This is a genomic window from Allonocardiopsis opalescens (genome assembly GCF_003002095.1).
GTDB lineage: Bacteria > Actinomycetota > Actinomycetes > Streptosporangiales > Streptosporangiaceae > Allonocardiopsis > Allonocardiopsis opalescens.
In genome coordinates, this window is the sequence record NZ_PVZC01000001.1 from 1,180,189 (window position 1) to 1,199,873 (window position 19,685).

A 19,685-nucleotide genomic window follows, 5' to 3' on the forward strand; every position below is an offset into this window, starting at 1 on the left:
TCCGCCGCCGTCGCGCCGCCGGATCGCCGTGGTACCCGCGCCGTCGTGCCGGGCCCCGTGACGCCGCCGACCGGGCCCCTGCGGACGGAGAGTCCGCCCGCGCCGACGCTGCCGACGATTGACCGCTTTCACCGACGACACGGACGGAGGACCGTGAACTCACCCGCCCCCATCGCGCCGCCGGACCGCGGCGCGGCGCCGGCCGACCCGGCGAGCGTGCGCGTGCCCCATGACGGACTGCTCGCCTTCACCGCCGCCGTCTTCGCGGACCGGGGCCTGCCGCCCGGGCGGGCCGGCGCGGCGGCCCGGGCGCTGTGCCATGGCGACCTGACCGGGCTGCGCACCCACGGGCTGGCCAACCTGACCCGCCTCTACCTGCCGCTGCTGGACGAGGGGCGGGCCGATCCGCGCGCCGAACTCCGCGTTCTCGCCGACCGGGGCGCGGCCGTGCTACTGGACGCCGGCCGGGCCCTGGGACTGTGGGCGGCGGGCGCCGCCATGGACCTGGCGGCCGAGCGCGCGGCCGCGTACGGGATCGGGCTGGCGGCGGTGCGCGGCGGGACCCATCTGGGCTGCGCCGGGCACCACGCGCTGCGCGCGGTCGCTCGCGGCATGGTGGGGCTGGTCGCCAGCAACTGCGGCCGCCAGCGGATCGCCCGCCCGCCGGGCGGCGCGGTGGCGATGCTGGGCACCAACCCGCTCAGCGTCGCGGCCCCGGCGGGGGAGAACCCGCCGTTCGTCCTGGACATGAGCACCACCGCCGCGCCCACCGGCCGGGTCCGCCAGGCCGCCCGCGAAGGCCGCGCGCTGCCCGAGGGGCTGCTGTGCGACGACCGGGGCGCCCCCGTCACCGACCCGGCCGCCTTCGACGCCGGGCGGGCGCACCTGATGTGGCTGGGCGGCGAGGCCGGCCGGTACAAGGGCTACGGGCTCGGGCTGACGGTGGAGGTGCTGGCCGCGCTGGTGCCCGGCGCCGGGCTCGGCCCGCACCCCGACGCGCTGGCCGGCGACGGCGGCCCGCACGGGCGCGACGACGACATCGGCTACTTCGTCGCCGCGGTCGACCCGGGCGCGCTGCGCGAGGGGGCGGGCGCCGACGCCGAGGGCCTGTTCGGCGCGCTGCTCGCCTGCCCGCCCGCCGACCCGGCCGAGCCGGTGCGCTACCCCGGCTGGCACGAGCACCACCGGGCGCAGGAGTGCCGCCGCCGGGGCGTCCCGCTGGCCGCCGATCTCTACGACGAGCTGCTCGGCGTGGCCGCGCGCACCGGCCTGACGGCCCCGCCGGTGCTGGAGGAGGGGCGGTGACGGCGCCGCTGCGGGTCGGGCTCGTCGGCCTCGGCGTCATCTCGCGCTTCTACCTGGCCGCGCTGCGCGCCGCGCCGACGCTGTGCCTGGCCGCCGTCTGCGACCGCGACCCGGCCGTGCTGGCCCGGCACGCGGGAGCCGTCGCCTGCTACTCCGACCACCTGCGGATGCTGGACGAGGCGGCCGTGGACGCCGTGGTGGTCACCGCGCCCAATGACGCGCACGCCCCGATCTGCGCCGACGCGCTGCGGCGCGGAGCGGCGGTCTGCGTGGAGAAGCCGCTCGCGCTGGACCTCGCCGAGGGGGAGGCGCTGGCGGAGCTGGCCCAAGAGCGCGGTGTGCCGCTGTTCACCGCCTTCCACCGCCGCTACAGCTCCGCCGTCGCGCGGCTGCGGGCCGCCATCGCGGGGGAGCGCGTCGAGGAGCTGACCGTGCGCTACCTGGAGCGGATCGAGGAGCACGCGGGCGCCGACAGCTGGTACCTGGACGCGCGCCGCTGCGGCGGCGGATGCGTCGCCGACAACGGGCCCAACGCCTTCGACCTGGTGGAGCTGCTGCTGGGCCCGGCCGAGGTGGAGTCGGCGCGGATCGCCCGCGACATCGCGGGCACCGACCGCTGGGCCGACATCGGACTGCGGGCGGAAGGGGCGCGGGCCCGGGTGCTGCTGGACTGGTCCTACCCGGGCGAGTGCAAGGACCTGGCCGTCCGGCTGGCCGACGGGCGGACGCTCACCGCCGACATGCTGGCCGGCCACCCCGGGTTCAAGGACTCGCTGTGGCACGAGTACGCCGGCGTGCTGGCCGCCTTCGAGCGGCGGGTCCGCTCGGGCGCGGTGGGCGACGGCGGCGGCCTGTCGGCGCTGCGGCTGGTCGGGGCGGCCTACCGGGCGGCGGAGCCGGTGGCGGGGGAGGCGCGGTGAACCCGGTCGAGGACGGGCCGAAGCGGGCGGTGACCGCGACCCTGGTGAAGGTGCTGGTGCACCGGCGCACCGACCGCGGCATGCGCCTCGAAGCGCACGCCAGCCGGTGCGTGCGCGCGGGCGAGGTGCACGAGCTGGTCGCCACCGACCACACCGAGACGGCCGAGGGCGCCAGGATCGACCGGGTGGGCTTCCTCGGCTTCGCCGAGATCACCTCGGCCGGGGTGCTGGACCGGGGCGACGAGCTGTGGATCGGGGCGCGCAGGGTCGGCACCGTGCTGGGCTTCGACGGCTGCCACCTGCCCAACCACTACAACGTGCTCGTGCACGCCGACCCCGCGCCGACCGGGGGCGAGCTGGAGCTGGTCCCGGGCGAGCCGCTGGTCTTCCGCCAGGGGCGCCCTGCCGGCGCGGGCGCGGGCGCTGGATACGGGCCTGATGTCCGGATCGCAGTGAATTCCCCATTGCCGTGACAATTGTCGGCGCCTGGAAAATGCGGAGCGTTTGGTTTTTCCGATCCGTCGACCGGGAACAACCGACCTCGGTAATATGACGGTGCGGGAATCGGTGGGACTGGGTAATCCCCGTCGAGTCCGTGTTCAAATAGCGCACCTCCTTTATTTAGGCTGTCCAGGTTTCCTGAAGGGAATTGAAAATGGTTGCTGCCGCCACCGTGTCCGACCGCCTCGCCCAGCGCTTCCGGCTCTGGGACGTCGACGGGAACGGCGTGGTCGAGCGCTCGGACTTCGAGGCCGAGGCCGAGCGCATCATCACCGCCCTGGACGCGCAGGGCACACCGCAGGGCGACGAGCTGCGGCGCTCGTACCTGGAGATGTTCGACGGCCTCTCCCGGGCCGCGGGCACCGACCGGATGACCGCCGAGCAGTTCGAGAAGGTCGCCGAGAAGGAGATCATCAGCAAGGGCGACGCGGGCTTCTCCCGCGTGCTCGGCCCGACCATCCAGTCGATCGTGCAGGTGCTCGACACCGACAGCGACGGGGAGGTCAGCCGGGTGGAGATGCAGAAGTGGTTCATGGCCATCGGGCTCCAGGAGGAGGAGGCCGACGCGGCCTTCGCGGAGCTGGACACCGACGGCAGCGGCCGGCTGTCCACGACCGAACTGGTCGACGCGGTGCGCGACTACCACCTCGGCCGCAACGACATCCCCCTGCTCGGCCGCTGACCCGGCCGTAGCGGACCGCGGCGGCGGACGCCGGACAACGGCCGCACGCCGCCGCGGCCCGCGCGCCTCCCCCGGGGCGCGCCCCCGCCGATCCGGCGCACAGGAACGGAACCCGTGGAGAAAACCCTCTCACCCCCCGCGGACGCCCCTGCGCGGAAAGCGCCGGCGTCCACCGAGATCCCATTCTTCAGCCAGGCCGCCGAATTCGAACGGCTGTGGCCGCGCATCCGGAACGAATGCGTGCGCGTACTGGACCGCGGCAAGTTCTCGCACGGCGCGATGGTCGCCGAATTCGAGCGCGAACTCGCCCGCTGGACCGGTGCCCGGCACGTCGTCGGCGTCAATTCCGGCACCGACGCGCTGGTGCTGCTGCTGCGCGCCGCCGGGCTGCGCCCCGGCGACGAGGTCATCGTGCCCGCCTACACCTTCGTCGCCACCGCGAGCGCGGTGGTGCTGGCCGGGGGCGTCCCGGTCTTCGCCGACATCGAGCGGCGCGGGTACGGCGTCGACCCGGCGTCGGTGGCCGCCGCGGTCGGCCCGCGCACCCGCATGGTCATGCCGGTGCACCTGTTCGACCGCCTCGCCGACATGGCGGGCGTGCACGAGGTCGCCCGGCGGCACGGCCTGACCGTGCTGGAGGACAGCGCCGAGGCGATCGGCATGCGGCTCGACGGCAGGCACGCCGGGCTGCTGAGCACCGGCGGGGTGCTGTCGTTCTTCCCCGCCAAGACCCTCGGCGCGATCGGCGACGCGGGGGCGCTGCTCACCGATGACGACGGCATCGCCGAGACCGCGCGGCGGCTGCGCCACCACGGCCGCGCCGGGCGGACCCTGGACGACTTCCCCGGTATCGCCAACCCCACGGTCGTCTCCGGCTGCAACAGCAAGATGGACGACCTCCAGGCCGCCGTCCTGCTCGCCAAGCTGGCCGGGCTCGACGCCGCGATCGCCCGGCGGGCCGAACTGTCGGCCCGCTACGACGCCCGGCTGCGCGGCCTCCCCGGCGTGCGCGCCGTGCCCGGCGAGGTGCCGCCGCACCCCGGCGGCGGCCGGGTCGTGTACGTGCACCTGATCGAGGCCGACCGGCGCGACGCGCTCGTCGCGCACCTGGCCGCCCGGGGCATCGGGACCGAGACCTACTACCCGCTCCCGCTGCACCTCCAGCCCTGCTTCGCGCACCTGGGCCACGCCCCCGGCGACTTCCCGCGCGCCGAGGCGGCCTGCGCCTCGGCCGTCGCGCTGCCGCTCTACCCCGACCTCACCGACGCGCAGGCGGACCGGGTCTGCGACGCGATCGAGGACTTCTGCACCAGGAGACGACGGTGACCGCCCCGACCCCCGCCACCCCCCGTACCGCCCCGCCCATCCCCTTCTTCCCGCCCGACCTGTTCGAGGCCGACCGCGAGGCGCTGCTGGACACGGTGCACGCCGTGGGCACCGGCGCCGCGCAGAAGTTCATCCTCGGCGGGCACACCGCCGGCTTCGAGCAGGCCCTGCGCGAGAGCCTGGGCGCGGCCGAGGTCGTCGCCTGCTCAAGCGGCACCTCCGCGCTCACCCTCGTGCTGGCCGCGATGGGCGTGGAGCCCGGTGACGAGGTGGTGGTGCCCGCCTTCGGCTGCGCGCCGCTGGCCGCCACCGTCGCCAACCTCGGCGCCCGGCCCGTCTTCGCCGACATCGACCCGGTCTCGCTGACCATCGACCCCGACGCCGCCGAGCGGCTCATCACCCCGCGCACCGCCGCCCTGATGCCCGCGCACCTCTTCTCGGTGATGGCCGACATGCCGCGCTTCCGCGAACTCGCCGACCGGTACGGGCTGCGCCTGGTCGAGGACTCCGCCGTCGCCCAGGGCGGCGTGCTGCGGGGCCGCCCGGCCGGGCGCTGGGGCGACGCCGGGGTCTTCTCCTTCGTCCAGGTCAAGACCTTCGGCATGCCCGGCGAGGGCGGCGCCGTCGTCACCGACGACCCCGCGCTGGCCGGCCGGGTGCGGATGCTGCGCAACCACGGGCAGGACGGCGCGCGGCGCTTCGTGCACCACGTCGTCGGCCACAACAGCCGCTTCGACGAGCTTCAGGCCGCCTTCCAGCTGCACCGGCTCCCCGGCCTGCCGGAGCGGCTGGCGCGCCGGGCCGAGATCGCCCGCCGCTACTCCGCCCGCTTCGCGCCGCTGGCAGGGGCAGGGATCACGGCGCCGCAAGCCGGCGGGGACGGCCGCTGCCACTACGTCTACACGGTGCTGGCCGAGCGGCGCGACGCGCTGCGGGCCCACCTGGCCGCCAAGGGCGTGGACACCCACGTGTACTACCCGCGCACCCTGCCCGCGCAGCCCGCCTTCGCGCACTTCGCCCCGCCCGGGGCGCGCTGGCCGAACGCGGAGTCGGCGGCGGCGCGCAACCTCTCGCTGCCGCTGTACCCGCACCTGACCGACGAACAGGTGGAGCACATCGCCGACACCGTGTGCGCCTTCGCCGACCGGACTGGAGAGGTCCGATGACCGACCAGATCACCCGCCCGGCCGCCGCGCCCGCGGCGGGCGCCCGCGGCCGCGCCGCCGCCTACGCGCGGCTGGCCAAGCTCGACATCTACGACTACTACATCGGCCTGCCGCTGGTGTGGGCGGCGCTGCCGCCCGCGCTGCGCTGGGAGCCGGGGACGCTCGGCCTGCTCGTGCTGATCCTGGCCGCCGAGGTCGCCACGGTGGCGGCCATGGTCGCCTTCGACGACGTCACCGGCTACCGCGACGGCAGCGACGCCGCCAACTACGGCTCGGACGCCGCCCGGCGCAGACTGGCCAGGAAACCGCTGGTGGCGGGGACGCTGACCGAGGCGCAGGCGCTCCGCTTCGCCTGGGCGGCCACCGCCGCGGCCGCGGCGCTGTGGGCGCTGGCCGTGGCGGCCGCCCCGCACCGCCCGCTGTGGGCGGTGCTACTGGCGGCCGGCTGCCTGGCGGCGTCCGTCCAGTACTCCTGGGGGCTGAAGATCAGCTACCGGGGCTGCCAGGAGGTCTTCCTGATCGGCCTGGGCATCGGCTGGGTGCTGGTGCCCTACGCCCTGCTCGCCGGGGAGGCGCCCGCCTTCATCGCGGTGCAGGCGGTGCTGTTCGGCTTCGGGCCGATGCTGTTCGGGCTGTACTCCAACACCCACGACATCGACGGCGACCGCGGCGCCGGGCGGATCACCGTCGCGGCCACGGTGCCGCCCCGCCTCAACACCGCCTTCGTAGTAGCGCTGACCGCCGCGGAGAGCCTGCTCATCACCGGCGCCACGCTCACCGGCGCCGCGCCGTGGTGGTTCTCGGCCGTGCTGGCGCCGGTCTTCGTGCTGCGCCTCCGCCAGCTGCACACCGGCTTCGTGCGCGGCGACATCCTGCGGGCCCGCCGGACCGCCATCCGCACCCACCGGCTCACCGTCGCCCTGCTGTTCGGCGCGAACCTGGCCGCGCCGGTCATCGCCGGAGCGCTCGGATGAGCCCCGGCCTGGACGTCGCCGTCGTCGGGGCGGGCCCCGCCGGGCTGGCCACCGCCTACGCGCTGGGCGAGGCGGGCCTGGCCGTGCGGGTGCTGGAGGCGGCCGACGCCGTCGGCGGCCGGATGCGCACCCTGCGCGAGCACGGCTTCCTGATCGACACCGGCGCCGAGATGCTGCCGCCCGCCGCGGGCTACCCGGCGACCTGGCGGCTCGTCCGCGAACTGGGCCTGGACGCCCCCGGCGCGGTGCCGCGGGTGCCCGGCGCGCTCGCCGTGTGGCGCGGCGGGCGGGCGCGGCCGCACGCCGGCCGGCCGCTCGGGCTGCTCACCGGCGCGGGCCTGCCGCCGCGCGCCCGCCTGGACCTGGTCCGGCTCCAGGCGGCGCTGGCCGCGCGGGCCAGGGCCGGCGGGCTGGACGCCGACCGCCCCGAGCGTTCCGCGCTGGGCGCGGCCACCGCCGCGCAACTGCTGGCGCCCTACCACCGCGAGCTGCGCACCCGCCTGCTCGGTCCGCTGGCCGCGGGCTTCTTCGGCTGGGACCTGGCCGAGGCGGCGGCCGCGCCGCTGGCCGCGCACCTCGTCGCGGCCGGCGGCACCGCCGGCTGGCGCACCTACCGCGACGGCATGGACGCCTTCGCCCGCGCGCTCGCCACCCGGCTCGACGTGGCCACCGGGCGGGCCGTCACCTCGGTGGCGGCCGTCGCCGGCGGGGTGCGGCTGGAGACGGCCGCCGGCGCCGTCACGGCGCGCGCCGCCGTGCTCGCGGTGCCCGCGCCGGTGGCGGCCCGGCTGCACCCGGACGCGCCGCCCGTCGAACGCGACTACCTGGCGGCCTGCGGCTACGCGCCGATGCTGCGGGTGTCGCTGCTGCTCGACCGGCCGATGGCGCCCGCCGGGGCCGAGCGCGGCTTCGCCGTCCTGGTCCCCGCCGCGGAGGACCCCGTGATCAACGTGATCACGGCCGAGCACAACAAGCACCCCGGGCGGGTGCCCGCCGGGCGCGGGCTGCTGTCGCTCGTCACCTCGCCGCGCGGCACCGCCGAGCTGATCGACGCGCCCGACGACGAGCTCGCCGAGCGGCTCACCGCCCGCGCCGAGCGCTTCGTCCCGGGCCTTTCGGCGCGGATCGACTCCGTCCGCGTGCACCGGTTCCGGCACGGGCTGCCGCTGGCGACCCCCCGCGCCCTCGCGGCGCGCGCCGCCTTCGCGGCCCGCCCCGCCTCGCCGGTGGAGTACGCCGGCGACTGGACGGCACTCCGTCCGTGCAGCGAGGGAGCGGTCTCGTCGGCCGCCACGGCCGCCGAGCGGCTGCTCGCGCAGCTTTCCCCGGGCGGCGTCGGGCGGCCGGGAGACCGCCTGGCCGCCGCCCTCGACTTCGAGTGAGGAGCCCCATGACGCTCTTTCGCACCCCCATCGAGCTGGGCACCCTCTTCGAGGACCTGGCCGGGCGCGGCAGCGCCACCACCGTCCACCTGAGCAGGCCGATGGACATCGCGCCCGGCCTCGGCACCGAGCTGGCCCTGCCCCGGCTGGCCCGGCTGGCCGCCGAGGCGTCGGGCTGGCTGGCCTCGGCCGGGACCCGGCCGGGCGACCGCGTCGCGATCGCCAAGCGCAACCACTGGGACTACGTCGTGCTGTCGTGCGCCGCGGCCCGCATCGGCGCGGTGCCCGTGTCGCTCTCGGCCCACCTGGCGCCCGACACGCTGGCCGTGCTGCTCAAACGGCTCGACCCGGCGCTGCTGGTCACCGACGCCGCCCTGCTGGCCGCCGGCCGCGAGGCGGGCGCCGATCCGTCCGCGCTCGCCGCCCGGACGGTCCTGGTGGACGGCACCGCCGAAGGCGTGCTCGGCCTGGACGACGTGCGCGGCGGCGCGATCCCCGCGCCCCGCCGCGCCGCCCCCGACGCGCCGCTGGCGATCATGCACACCTCGGGCACCACCGGCGTGCCCAAGCTCGTCGTGCACTCCAGCCGCACGATCATGCGCCGGCTGGCCGGCTTCGAGGCGCACCGCTGGCCCGTACTGGGCAGCCGCCCCGACGACACCGTCGCCGGCGCCGTCTCCTTCGCGCACGGCCGCGCGCTGGCGTGGACCGCGAGCGTGCTGTGGCTGGAGCCCGCGCGGCTGCTCGCCGTCACCTCCGGCGACTGGGCCGAGGCGGGACCCTTCCTGCTCCGGCACCGCCCGACCACACTCGAGGCGCTGCCCGCCACCTACGTGCGCTGGCAGCGGCGCACCCAGGAGCCCGGCCACCCCTTCGAGCGGGTGCGGCTGTTCATCAGCACCTTCGACGCCATGCACCCGCCGACCGTCCGCGCCTTCCTCAACGGCACCCGCCACCGCAGGCCGGTGTGGATGCAGGGCTGGGGCCAGAGCGAGACCGGGCCGCTCACCTTCCGCTTCCTGACCCGCCGCGCCATGGCCCCCGAACACGGCCGCCACCCCACCACCCGCGACCTCGGCCGCCCGGTGCCGACCCGCACCCGGCTGCGCGTGGTCGACGCCCGGACCCTGCGCCCGGTCCCGCGCGGCACCCCGGGCCTCGTGCTCTGCCGCACCAAGGCGCTCTGCCTCGGCTACGTCGGCGAGCAGGAGCGCTGGCGGGCCAAGCGCACCGGCGGCTGGTGGAACACCGGCGACATCGGCGTCCTCACCCGCACCGGCCGCCTGCTGTTCGTCGACCGCGAACTGGACGCCATCCCCGAAGGCAGCTGCGTCGAACTCGAAGACGTCATCGACGACCGCGTCCCCGAGGTGCAGGAGTGCGTCGTCCTCAGCGTCCCCGGCCGGCCCTCCCAGCCCGTCGTCGTCACCGAGGACGGCGCCCTGGACCCCGCCGCCTGGCGGCGCGCCGTCGCCGACCTCCCCCCGCTCGCCGACCCCGTCGTCACCACCTGGGACACCCTGCCCAGGACCGGCACCGGCAAGGTCCGCCGCACCGTCCTGCGCGACCTCCTCGGCCACCGCTCCGACCCGTACGGAACCGGCCGGTGGACCTGACGGAGCGGACGGCGGACACCGCCGGGGGACAGGGGCGACCGGCCGAGGGCGGCGCGGTCGGTACGGAGTCGCGTGCGCCTGCCACCAGGCCCGAGCCGAGAGGCCGACCTGGCGTGGGCGGGGCCGTAGGGGAGCGGGCGTCCGGCGCGGTCCCAGGTCGCGCGGACGCGGCGGCGTGGTGGACGGGGGATGCCGCCCGGCCCCTGGCCGGGACGGCGGCGCGCGTGCTGGGCGGGTCCACGGCGGCGCGCGTCGCGGCGGCGCGGCTGCGGGCGATGGGCTGCGCGGTCGAGCGGGTGGACGGCCCGCCGCCAGGAGAGGCCCCGGCCGGGTGGATCGAGGCCACCTCGATCCCGGCGGCCGGAGGCGGTCCGCTGCCCGGCTGCGCGATCGGCTGGTCCGGGCCGGTCGGCGCGGTGCTGGCCGGCGAGCGCGATGTGCAGGCCGCGTGCGGGATCGCGCAGGTGCACGGACGGGCCGCCGGCGGGCCGCGCGAACTGGGCGTGGACTACGCCTCGGTGTGCGCGGGGGTGCTCGCCGCCCAGGCGCTCGCCGCCTCGGTGCTGGCGCTGCTGCGCGGCGGCCCCGTCCTGCGCGCGGCGACCTCGGTCGCCCAGGCGGCGCTGCTCGCCGTCACGCAGTACGTCGCGGCCGCGACCGCGTCCGGCGGAGGCGGCTCTACCGGGGACGATGCCGCGCCCCCCGGCACCGGCCCCGGCGACGCCTCCGAGCGCCGGGAGCGGACGCCGCCGTTCCGGTCGGCGGACGGAGTGCGCTTCGAGATCGAGACGCTGGACGCGGAGGCGTGGCTGCGCTTCTGGACCGCGCTGGGCGCCCCCCGCGCGGCGGTCGCCGCGGGCTGGCCCGCCTTCCAGTCGCGCTTCGCCACCGCCGTCTGCCCACTGCCGCCCGAACTGGCGGCCTGCGCCGCGGCCCTGCCGTACCGGCGGCTGCTCGACGCCGCCACCGCCGGCGGCGTCAGCGCGGTACCGGTCCGGGGGGCCGACGCGCCCGCCCTGCCCGTCCCCGCGTCGGAGTGGCGGCTGGGCCGGACCTCCGCCGGACGGGACCGGTGTGACGGCGCGTCCGGGGGGCGGGCGTACGGGGAGTCCGGGGCGCCGGAGCACCCCCTGCCGCCGCTGCCCCCGGACGGACGGGCGCCGCTGGCCGGCCTGCGGGTGGTGGAGGCGACGACCCGGGTGCAGGGGCCGCTCGCGGGCCACCTGCTCGGGCTGCTCGGCGCCGAGGCGGTGCGGCTGGAGCCGCCCGGCGGCGACCCGATGCGCGGGGTGCCGCCGTTGGTAGGCGACCGCTCGGCCCGCTTCCTGGCGCTCAACCGGAACAAGGGCGCCGTCGAGGCCGACCTGAAGACAGCGGCGGGGCGCCGCGCCGCGCTGCGGCTGATCGCGTCGGCGGACCTGTTCCTGCACAACTGGCCGCCGGGGCGGGCCGAGCGCCTCGGCCTGGGCAGCGCCCGGCTCGCGGCCGTCCGCCCTTCGCTCGTCCATGTGCACACCGGCGGGTGGGCCGACACCATGCCGCATCCGCAGCCGCTCGGCACCGACTACCTGGTGCAGGCGCACAGCGGCCTGGGCGCCCTGGTCGGCGCCCCCGGCGAGCCGCCCGCGCCCTCGCTGATGACGCTCACCGACGTGCTGGGCGGCATCATCGGCGCGGAGGCGGCGGTCGCCGCCCTGCTCGCCCGCGCCCGCACCGGCGCGGGCGTCCGCGCGGAGACCGCCCTCGTCGACGCCGCCCGCCTGCTGCGCGCGCACGCCCGCACCACCGGCCGGTCCGCCGCCGTGCCCGCCGCGACCGAGCTGGCCGCGCTGGCCGCCGACCCCGCGTTCGCCGCCGCCTTCGCCACCGAGGGCGCCACCCGCTTCGCCCGCGCCCCGTGGAGCTTCGCCCCGGCCGCGCGCACGGAGGGGGCGCGGTGATCGGGTACCGAGCGGCCGTCCCGAAACGCGGTTCCGGCCCATGTGCCCTCCGACGTGCCGCCGGTGCCACTGGGTGGGGTCCGGCGCCGGTCGCGGTCCGGCCGCAGATGCGCCGGGAGGCGCGATGACCTGGGTCTCCGCCAATGGCGTCGTCGTGGCCGACCACGTCCCGCGGCGGCTGCGGGACCAGTGGACGGCGCGCGGGTGGTGTCCGGGGCGCGGGGTGTACGAGCTGTTCGCCGCGTGGGCGCGGGCCGTGCCGGGCCGGGCGGCGGTGGCCGAGGTGGACGGGGTGCTCGACTACGCGGGCCTGGACGGTGCGGTGCGTCGGTCCGCGGCGGCTCTGGCGGGGCGGGGGGTCGGCCCCGGCGACATCGTCGGGATCCTGCTGCCCAACGGCCGGGCCGCGGTCGTCGCCGAGCTCGCGGTGGCGGCGGTGGGCGCGGTGTCGCTGCCGGTCCCCGACGGGCGCGCCGAGCGCGACGTGGTGGGCCTGCTGGGCCGGTCCCGCGCGGGTGCGCTGGTCACCGCGCCGGACGCGGCGGGACGGTACCTGGGCCGTGCCGACCTGCCCTATCTGCGCGAGGTCTGGATCACCGGGGCTGCCCGGTCCGGCGGGCGCTCCGAGGAGGGCGCGTCCCGGTCCGGCGAGCGTGCCGACGGCGCGCTCCCGCCGGGCGTGCGCTCCCTCGACGAAGCGGATCCGGCGCGGGTGCGGGCCTGGCGGCCCGCCGAGGTCGACCCCGAAACGCCCGCGCGGGTGCTCGTCTCGTCGGGCTCCGAGGGCGAGCCCGCGATGGTCGCCTACTCGCACAACGCCATGGCGGGCGGCCGGGGCAACTACCTGGCGGCGCTGCACACCGGACCAGGGCCGATGCGCAACCTGGTGCTCGTCTCGCTCGCGTCGTCCTTCGGCTCCTGCGGGGTGCCGGTGACGCTGGCCCGGCACGGCGGCACCCTGGTGGTGCTGCCGCGCTTCGACGCCGCCGACGCGCTGCGCGCGATCGAGCGGCACCGGCCCACCCACCTCATCGGCGTGCCGACGATGCTGCGCCGCATCGCCGAGCACCCCGGCGCGTCCGGCGCCGACCTGTCGTCGCTGCGGATGCTGGTCGCCAGCGGCGCCCCGCTGCACCTGGAGGCCAGGGACGCCTGCGTCCGCCGCTTCGGCCGCCCGGTGGTGAACGTCTACGGCTCCACCGACGGCGTCAACTGCCACACCGGCCGCGACCCGGCCGCCTGGGTGCCGGGCCTGGCCGGGCGGCCCGCACCCGACGTCGCCGAGCTGGCGATCCGCGATGCCGAGGGGCGCCCCGTGCCCGACGGCGAGCCCGGCGAGATCTGGGCGCTCGGCCCGATGACGCCGCTGGGCCACGTCGCCGCCCCGGAACTCGACGCCGCCCGCCGCGCGCCCGGCGGCTGGGTGCGCACCGGGGACCTCGGCCGGATCGACGCCGACGGCGCCCTGTGGGTGCTCGACCGGATCCGGCGGGTCGTGATCAGGGGCGGCGTGAACCTGTACCCGGGCGAGGTGGAGCGCGGGCTCGCCGCCCACCCGGCCGTCGCGGACGCCTGCTGCGTGGCGGTGCCCGACCCCGACCTCGGCGAGCGCATGTGCGCCTGCGTGTCCTGGCGGCCCGGCGCCGTCCCCGCCGCGCCGAGCGAGCTGACCGCCTTCCTGCGCGAGGCGCGCGGCCTGGACCCGCGCACCCTGCCCGAGTACGTCCTCCACCTGCCCGAACTCCCGCTCGGCCCCACCGGCAAGGTCTGCGGCGCGACACTGGCCCGCACGGCCGCCGAGGCCGTCCGCACCGGCACCGCGCTCCCGGCCACCGCGACGGAGCCGCCCGGGAGCGGCGGTGCCGCGCCCCCGGCGCCGGTCGGCGCCGATCCGGCCGCCGCCCTCGATACGGCGGCTTCCGCGGCGCCGCCCCGTTCGGGGACCGGGTCGGGCGGCAAGGACATGCCGCCCGCGCGAAGGTCGTCGGTTCGGGTGGCTGCGGCCGCTGAGCGGAGCCGCCGCGATCCCGGCGACGCGCCCCGGCTGTCCCTCCGCGCCGCCGCGGACACCACCCACCCGTCCGATCCGAAGGAGGAGACCATGCGGTACGTCTTCGACAACCACAGCGCGCACGCCGGTGACCAGCACCGGTTCCTGGCGGCGGCCTACGATCCGATGACCGTCGAGCGGCTGGCCGCCACCGGGGTGGGGCCGGGGTGGCGGTGCCTGGAGGTGGGGGCGGGCGGCGGGAGCGTCGCGCGCTGGCTGGCGGAGCGGGTGGCGCCCGGGGGGCGGGTGCTGGCCACCGACATCAAGCCGGAGCTGATCCCGGCGGCGCCAGGGCTGGAGGTGATGCGGCACGACATCGTCCGCGACCCGCTGCCCGACGCCGCGTTCGACCTGGTCCACGCGCGGCTGGTGCTGCTGCACCTCCCCGAGCGGCTCGCGGTGCTGGACCGGCTGGTGCGGGCGCTCAAACCCGGGGGCGTGCTGCAGCTGGACGAGTTCGACATCACCTACGGGCCCGGGCTGCTGATGCCCGACCCGGAGGCGGCGAAGCTCTACGACGTCTTCATGGAGGCCAAGATCCGGGTGATGACGCGGGCGGGCGCCGATCCCGCCTGGGGGCGCAAGGCGCCCGCCGCGATGCGGGCCGCCGGGCTGACCGGCATCGACCCGGTGCCCCGGCTGGAGCTGTGGAACGCGGACTCGCCCGGGGTGCACCTGGTGGCGCACCACACCCGGCACCTGCGCGACGCCTTCGTGCGCGAGGGCATGACCGACCGGCGGCTCGCCGAGGTGCGCGCGCTGCTGGCCGACCCGGGCTTTTGCGCCTGCTCGTGCGCCGTCTACTCCGTCCAGGGCCGCCGGCCGCAGGCGGGGTGACCGTGCCGCGCATCGACCCGGGCGCCACGGCGCCGCACGTCTACGCCGCCATGGCCACCTTCGACGCGGCCGCGCGCCAGGGCCTGGACCGGCGGCTGGCCGAACTGGTCCGCATCCGCGCCTCCCAGCTCAACCGCTGCGACTTCTGCCGGGACACCCACGTCCGCGCGGCCAGGGACGCGGGCGAGGACGAGCGGCGGCTGCGGGCGCTGGAGACCTGGCGGGACAGCGCGCTGTTCACCGCGGCCGAGCGCGCCGCGCTGGCCCTGACCGAGTCGATGACCCTCATCTCCGACTCCGGCGTCCCGGCCGAGGTCTTCGCCGCCGCCGCCGAGCACTTCGATGCCGCGCGGCTGACCCGCCTGGTCTGGACGATCGCCGCCATCAACACCTGGAACCGGGTCGCGGTCGCCTCCGCGCTCGCCCCTCCGGGGTGACGGACGGCCGAGCGGCGCGGCGCCCTCGGCACACGGAAGGCTGACGGACGGCCGCCCCCGACGCCGTGGACCGGGCGCCGGCCGGCGCCCGCACCCGCCCGCCGCGTACGCACCGTGAGCCACCGCCGCCACTCTGGACGCGGCGGGGTGAACGTCCGATGATGTGATCATGAACCGTCCACCGCCGCCGCCCGGCGCGCGCTCGGCCGGCTACGCAGGGTCGAGCCTTGCGCACCGGCCGTGCCGCCCGCCGCGCCGGACGCGCTCCGCCGCGCCGGTGCCCGCCACCGGGGCGGTAGCGCCGCACCCCGAGTAGCACCCCGGCCGAGCCGGGCCCGGCTCGGCCTCCCACCGCCGTACGAACGCGTTTGGGGAAGCCTGTGAACAGTCCCGTCCCGTCCGACGACACCCCCGGCTCCACCATCTCCCCAGCGGCCCCCATCTCCCGGCGCAGACTCCTGCAGGCGACGGCCGCGGCCGGCGCGGTGGCCGCGGTCGCGGGCGCGCCGGCCGCGGCCGCGGCCCGCTCGCGGACCGTGCCGCTGTCCTTCACCGCCGCCACCAACGGCTCCGCGACCCTGTCGCCCTCGGGCGACCGGCTCATCGCCGAGGTGCAGAACGTGCTGTGGTCGGTCCCCGGCGACGGCGGCGACGCGGTCGCGCTCACCCCGGCCGACCTCGAACCCAACCGGCCCCAGTTCTCGCCCGACGGAAGCCGGCTGGTCGTGTGCGCCTACCGGGGCGGCGGCTTCCACCTGTGGACGCTGCGGCCCGACGGCTCCCAGCTGCGGCAGCTCACCGAGGGGCCCTGGGACGACCGGGCGCCGAGCTGGTCGCCCGACGGCACCCGCGTCGCCTTCGCCTCCGAGCGCGCGGGCGATCCGGTGGCCGGCGGCCCGTACCGGATCTGGGTGCTCGACACCGGCTCCGGCGAGCTGGTCCAGCTGACCGGGCTGCCCGGCCAGGAGGGGCCCGGCCAGGACGGCGCCTGGGAGGACTTCGACCCCGCCTGGTCGCCCGACGGCGAGCGGGTGCTGTTCGTCCGGGCGACCGTCACCGAGGCGGGCGCGCTCGCGGCCCGCACCGTCGCCTCCGTGCCCGCCGGCGGCGGAGCCGTGCGCGCCGAGCACGCCGACGACTCCGGGGCGCAGCTCATGGTGCCGGCCGTCTCGCCGGGCGGGCGCCTCGCCTACCTGCGCACCACCCCGGCGCCCGCCGCCTCGTGCACGCTGGTCGTGGACGGCGCCGCCGTCGACGCGGGCGGCGACGTGGCGCCGGTGCCGGTCCGCTGGGTCGGCGAGGACGAGCTGCTGCTCAACGTCGACGGCCGCTTCCGGGTGCTCCGCCCCGGCGCGCCGGCCGGCGGGCGGGAGATCCCGTTCACCGCGGGCCTGCCCGTCGAGCGGCCCCGCTACCGGGTGAAGCGCTACGACTTCACCGGCGGCGGCAGCCGCCGGGTGCGCGGCATCCACCTGCCCGCGCTCTCCCCGGACGGCCGCACGGTGGCCTTCGCCGCCCTCAACGCGCTGTGGACGGCGCCGGTGTCCGGCGGCGCGCCCCGCAGGGTCGTGCGCGCCGAGCCCACCCGCTACCTGCTGGCCCCGTCGTGGACTCCCGACGGGCGCGGCCTGGTCTACGCCGACGACCGCGACGGCCTGCTCGCGGTCCGCCGCCGCGACCTGGCCTCCGGCGAGGAGACCGTGCTGGCCTCCGGCGGCCGCGTCTTCCCGGCGCTCTCGCCCGATGGGCGGCGGCTGGCGGCCCTGGACATGCTCGGCAATCTGGTCGTGCGCGAGCTGGAGTCCGGCGAGGAGCGGGTGCTCGCCGCGCCGCTGGGCGGCGGCGGGCTGCCCGGCGGTCCCAGCTGGTCGCCCGACGGCCGCCGCGTCGCGCTGTGCGACCGCAACCGGCTCAACATGCGCTTCCGCGAGGGCTACAACCTGATCCGGGTGGTCGACACCGAGACCGGCGACTCCGCCCTGCACGCCGCCGGACCGCACGTCTCGCTCTCCGACCGCTACGCCTCGGGGCCCGCCTGGTCGCCGGACGGCCGGTGGATGGCGCTGGTGACCGAGTCGGCGCTGTGGGTGCTGCCGGTGCGCTCCGACGGCAGCCCCGACGGCGAGCCGCGCCGGCTCACCTCGGAGGCGGCCGACCACCCCTCCTGGTCGGGCGACTCCCGCACCCTGCTCTACCTGTCGTCGGGCCGGCTGCGCACGGTGGGCGTGGACGGCGGCCGGGCCCGCACCGTGCCCGTGGCGCTGGACTACCGGCGGCCGCGCGCCGCCGACACGGTCGTGCGGGCCGGCCGGCTGTGGGACGGCACCGGCGAGACCGTCCGCGAGGACGTCGACGTGGTGGTGCGCGACGGGCGGATCGCCGCCGTCGAGCCGCACCGGCCCGGCCGCGCGGCCGCCCGCCGCGTGGACGCCTCGGACCGGACGGTGATCCCCGGGCTGTGGGACAGCCACATCCACCCGTGGCAGAGCACCTACGGCGGGCGGCAGACCGCGCTGCAGCTGGCGTACGGGATCACCACCGCGGTCTCGCTCGGCGGCTTCTGCTACGAGCAGGCCCGGCTGCGCGAGGCGGTCAACAGCGGGGAGCTGGCCGGGCCGCGGCTGCTGGCCACCGGCGAGCTGCTGGACGGCGCCCGCGTCGCCTACAGCATGGGCCGCGCGCACGCCACCCGCGCGGGGCTGCGCCGCTCGCTGGCGCGGGCCGCCGCGCTGGACTGGGACTTCGTCAAGACCTATGTGCGGGCCCCCGGCTGGGTGATGGCCGAGGCGGCGGCCTTCGCGCACGACCGCCTCGGCGTGCGCACCGGCAGCCACCTGTGCTCGCCCGGCGTGCAGCTGGGCCAGGACCTCACCACCCACCTGCAGGCGACGCAGCGATTGGAGTACGGGCACGCCACCTCGGCCACCGGCCGCGCCTACGGCGACGTCGAGGAGATCTACACCGCCGCGGACTTCCGGCTGGTGGCCACCCCGTTCACGGCGGGCCCGCTGCTGGGCGCGGACCCGGCGCTGGCCGAGGACCCCCGGGTGACCGCGCTGATGCCGCCCTGGGACGCCACCGCCGTGCGCGACCAGGCGGCCGCGCCGCCGACCGAGGCGCAGCTGGCCACCCTGGACATCGAGACGGCGGTGTACCGCCGCATCCTGGCCGGGGGCGGGGTGGTCGCCCTCGGCACCGACCAGCCGCTGGTGCCGGTGGGCCTGCACCTGCACCTGGCGCTGCGGGCGCTGCACCGGGCCGGGTTGTCGGTGGCCGAGACCCTGCGCACGGCGACCGTGCTGCCGGCGCGCGCCTTCGGCGCCGAGGACCGGCTCGGCACGGTGGAGGAGGGCAAGCTGGCCGACCTGACCATCGTGGCGGGCGACCCCTTCGCGGACCTCGCCGACCTGGTCCGCACCGAGTCGGTGCTGCGCGGCGGGGTGCCGTTCACCCAGGCCGAGCTGGTGGAGTCCTTCAGCGGCACCGCCGATCCGATGCTCGCCGCCGCCCATGACGACCACTGGCGGGAGGTGGGCGGGCAGCTGCGCCGCGACGGCTGCTGCGACGGCTCCTGACCGGCGGCTTCGGCCGCGACCCCGCCTACCGGGGTGGCGCGGCGGGGACCGGGCGCGCCGCGGCCGCCTGAGGCGGCGGTCGCGCGTGCCCGCCCCGCCCCGGTCAGCAGGCCGGCCCGCAGCCGCCGGTGTCGGCGCGGCGGCGCTCCAGCAGGACGGTGTCGTGCCAGCGCCCGTGGTGCAGGGCGACGCGGTCGCGCACGCCGAGGGTGCGGAAGCCGGCCATGCGGTGCAGGGCCAGGGCGGCCTTGTTCTCCGGCGCCAGGGTGGTCTGCAGCGTCCACAGGCCGCCGGCGTCGGCCGCGGTGACCTGGCGGTGGATCAGCGCCTTGCCCACGCCCCGGCCCCGCGAGGCCGCGGCGACGTAGACGGAGGTCTCGGCGAGCCCGGCGTAGGCGGGCCGGGCCGAGACGGGCGCGGCGGCCGCCCAGCCGACCGGCTCGCCGTCGATCTCGGCCACCCAGCGGTGGTCCGGCAGCCACTCGGCGTCCAGTTCGGCCGCGCCGGGCGCCTCGGTGGCGAAGGCGGCGTCGCCCGAGGCCGCGCCCTCGGCGTACATCGCGCGGACCGCGCCGAGGTCGGCCGGCTCCATGGCGCGCACCGCGACGTCCTCGGGCAGGTCGGTCGGGCAGCACGGGCGGGCGGCGAGCAGGCCCATCACCGCGTCGGCGGCGTGCGGCAGGCCGGTGCAGCAGGCGGGGTTGATCGCCACCCGGGTGGAGGTGCCGTCCTTGGTCAGGGTGACGAAGCCGACCTCGGCGAGCTTGCGCAGGTGGTGGGAGACGGTGGGCTGGCCGATGCCGAGCGCCGCGGCCAGCTCCCCGACGCTGGTGGTGCCCGGCCGGGAGGCGACGGTGTGCAGCAGCCGGACGCGGGTGGGCTCGGCCAGGCAGGCGAACCAGCCGGCGTAGGTCTCGGCGTCGGCGACCGGCAGCGCGGCGGGCGGGGCGGCGGGCGTCGTCGTGGTCATGCCC

14 protein-coding genes are annotated in these 19,685 nt (G+C 77.7%); 13 read left to right on the forward strand and 1 reads right to left on the reverse strand.

All coding sequences use genetic code 11. From position 1 onward, the window contains the following. Positions 1-153 precede the first annotated feature (153 nt). The 13 genes from CLV72_RS04835 (at position 154) to CLV72_RS04895 (ending at position 18,711) form a co-directional block, all read left to right on the forward strand. Positions 154-1,305, forward strand: coding sequence for an Ldh family oxidoreductase (locus CLV72_RS04835; protein ID WP_106239833.1), 1,152 nt, complete (start codon positions 154-156; stop codon positions 1,303-1,305). Next, positions 1,302-2,225 carry a Gfo/Idh/MocA family protein gene (locus CLV72_RS04840; RefSeq protein WP_106239836.1) on the forward strand — a complete coding sequence of 308 codons (924 nt, stop codon included), beginning with the start codon at positions 1,302-1,304 and terminating at the stop codon, positions 2,223-2,225. Before CLV72_RS04835 ends, CLV72_RS04840 begins: the two co-directional genes overlap by 4 nt. Beyond that, complete coding sequence (locus CLV72_RS04845) at positions 2,222-2,698, forward strand: DUF6917 domain-containing protein (RefSeq protein ID WP_106239839.1); 477 nt, start codon at positions 2,222-2,224, stop codon at positions 2,696-2,698. The genes CLV72_RS04840 and CLV72_RS04845 overlap by 4 nt, the downstream gene beginning before the upstream one ends. 182 nt (positions 2,699-2,880) lie before the next feature. Then, a complete protein-coding gene (locus tag CLV72_RS04850) occupies positions 2,881-3,408 on the forward strand; it encodes an EF-hand domain-containing protein (protein ID WP_106239842.1) in 528 nt (175 codons plus the stop codon). Positions 3,409-3,522: 114 nt separating this feature from the next. Then, a complete protein-coding gene (locus CLV72_RS04855; protein WP_106239844.1) occupies positions 3,523-4,734 on the forward strand; it encodes a DegT/DnrJ/EryC1/StrS family aminotransferase in 1,212 nt (403 codons plus the stop codon). Continuing rightward, entirely contained in the window at positions 4,731-5,900 is a 1,170-nt protein-coding gene (locus CLV72_RS04860) for a DegT/DnrJ/EryC1/StrS family aminotransferase (RefSeq protein ID WP_211302695.1), read from the forward strand. Before CLV72_RS04855 ends, CLV72_RS04860 begins: the two co-directional genes overlap by 4 nt. Next, positions 5,897-6,874, forward strand: a complete 978-nt coding sequence (locus CLV72_RS04865; RefSeq protein WP_106239847.1) for a UbiA family prenyltransferase — start codon at positions 5,897-5,899, stop codon at positions 6,872-6,874. Before CLV72_RS04860 ends, CLV72_RS04865 begins: the two co-directional genes overlap by 4 nt. Continuing rightward, a complete protein-coding gene (locus CLV72_RS04870; RefSeq protein ID WP_106239850.1) occupies positions 6,871-8,256 on the forward strand; it encodes a protoporphyrinogen/coproporphyrinogen oxidase in 1,386 nt (461 codons plus the stop codon). The genes CLV72_RS04865 and CLV72_RS04870 overlap by 4 nt, the downstream gene beginning before the upstream one ends. An 8-nt stretch (positions 8,257-8,264) precedes the next feature. Then, complete coding sequence (locus CLV72_RS04875) at positions 8,265-9,872, forward strand: class I adenylate-forming enzyme family protein (RefSeq protein WP_106239853.1); 1,608 nt, start codon at positions 8,265-8,267, stop codon at positions 9,870-9,872. 224 nt (positions 9,873-10,096) lie between these two features. After that, positions 10,097-11,812 (forward strand): CoA transferase, encoded by a 1,716-nt coding sequence (locus CLV72_RS04880; protein ID WP_245929867.1) that lies wholly within the window; start codon positions 10,097-10,099, stop codon positions 11,810-11,812. A gap of 124 nt (positions 11,813-11,936) precedes the next feature. Beyond that, positions 11,937-14,699, forward strand: coding sequence for an AMP-binding protein (locus CLV72_RS04885; protein ID WP_106239856.1), 2,763 nt, complete (start codon positions 11,937-11,939; stop codon positions 14,697-14,699). 2 nt (positions 14,700-14,701) lie between these two features. Next, complete coding sequence (locus CLV72_RS04890) at positions 14,702-15,136, forward strand: carboxymuconolactone decarboxylase family protein (protein WP_245929868.1); 435 nt, start codon at positions 14,702-14,704, stop codon at positions 15,134-15,136. A 380-nt stretch (positions 15,137-15,516) separates the two neighbouring features. Next, the gene (locus tag CLV72_RS04895; RefSeq protein WP_211302696.1) at positions 15,517-18,711 is read left to right on the forward strand and encodes an amidohydrolase family protein; all 3,195 of its coding nucleotides are present in this window, start codon (positions 15,517-15,519) and stop codon (positions 18,709-18,711) included. 103 nt (positions 18,712-18,814) lie between these two features. On the opposite strand, the gene CLV72_RS04900 is transcribed toward CLV72_RS04895, so the two are convergent. After that, the gene (locus CLV72_RS04900; protein ID WP_106239859.1) at positions 18,815-19,681 is read right to left on the reverse strand and encodes a helix-turn-helix domain-containing GNAT family N-acetyltransferase; all 867 of its coding nucleotides are present in this window, start codon (positions 19,679-19,681) and stop codon (positions 18,815-18,817) included. Between the last annotated feature and the right edge of the window lie 4 nt (positions 19,682-19,685).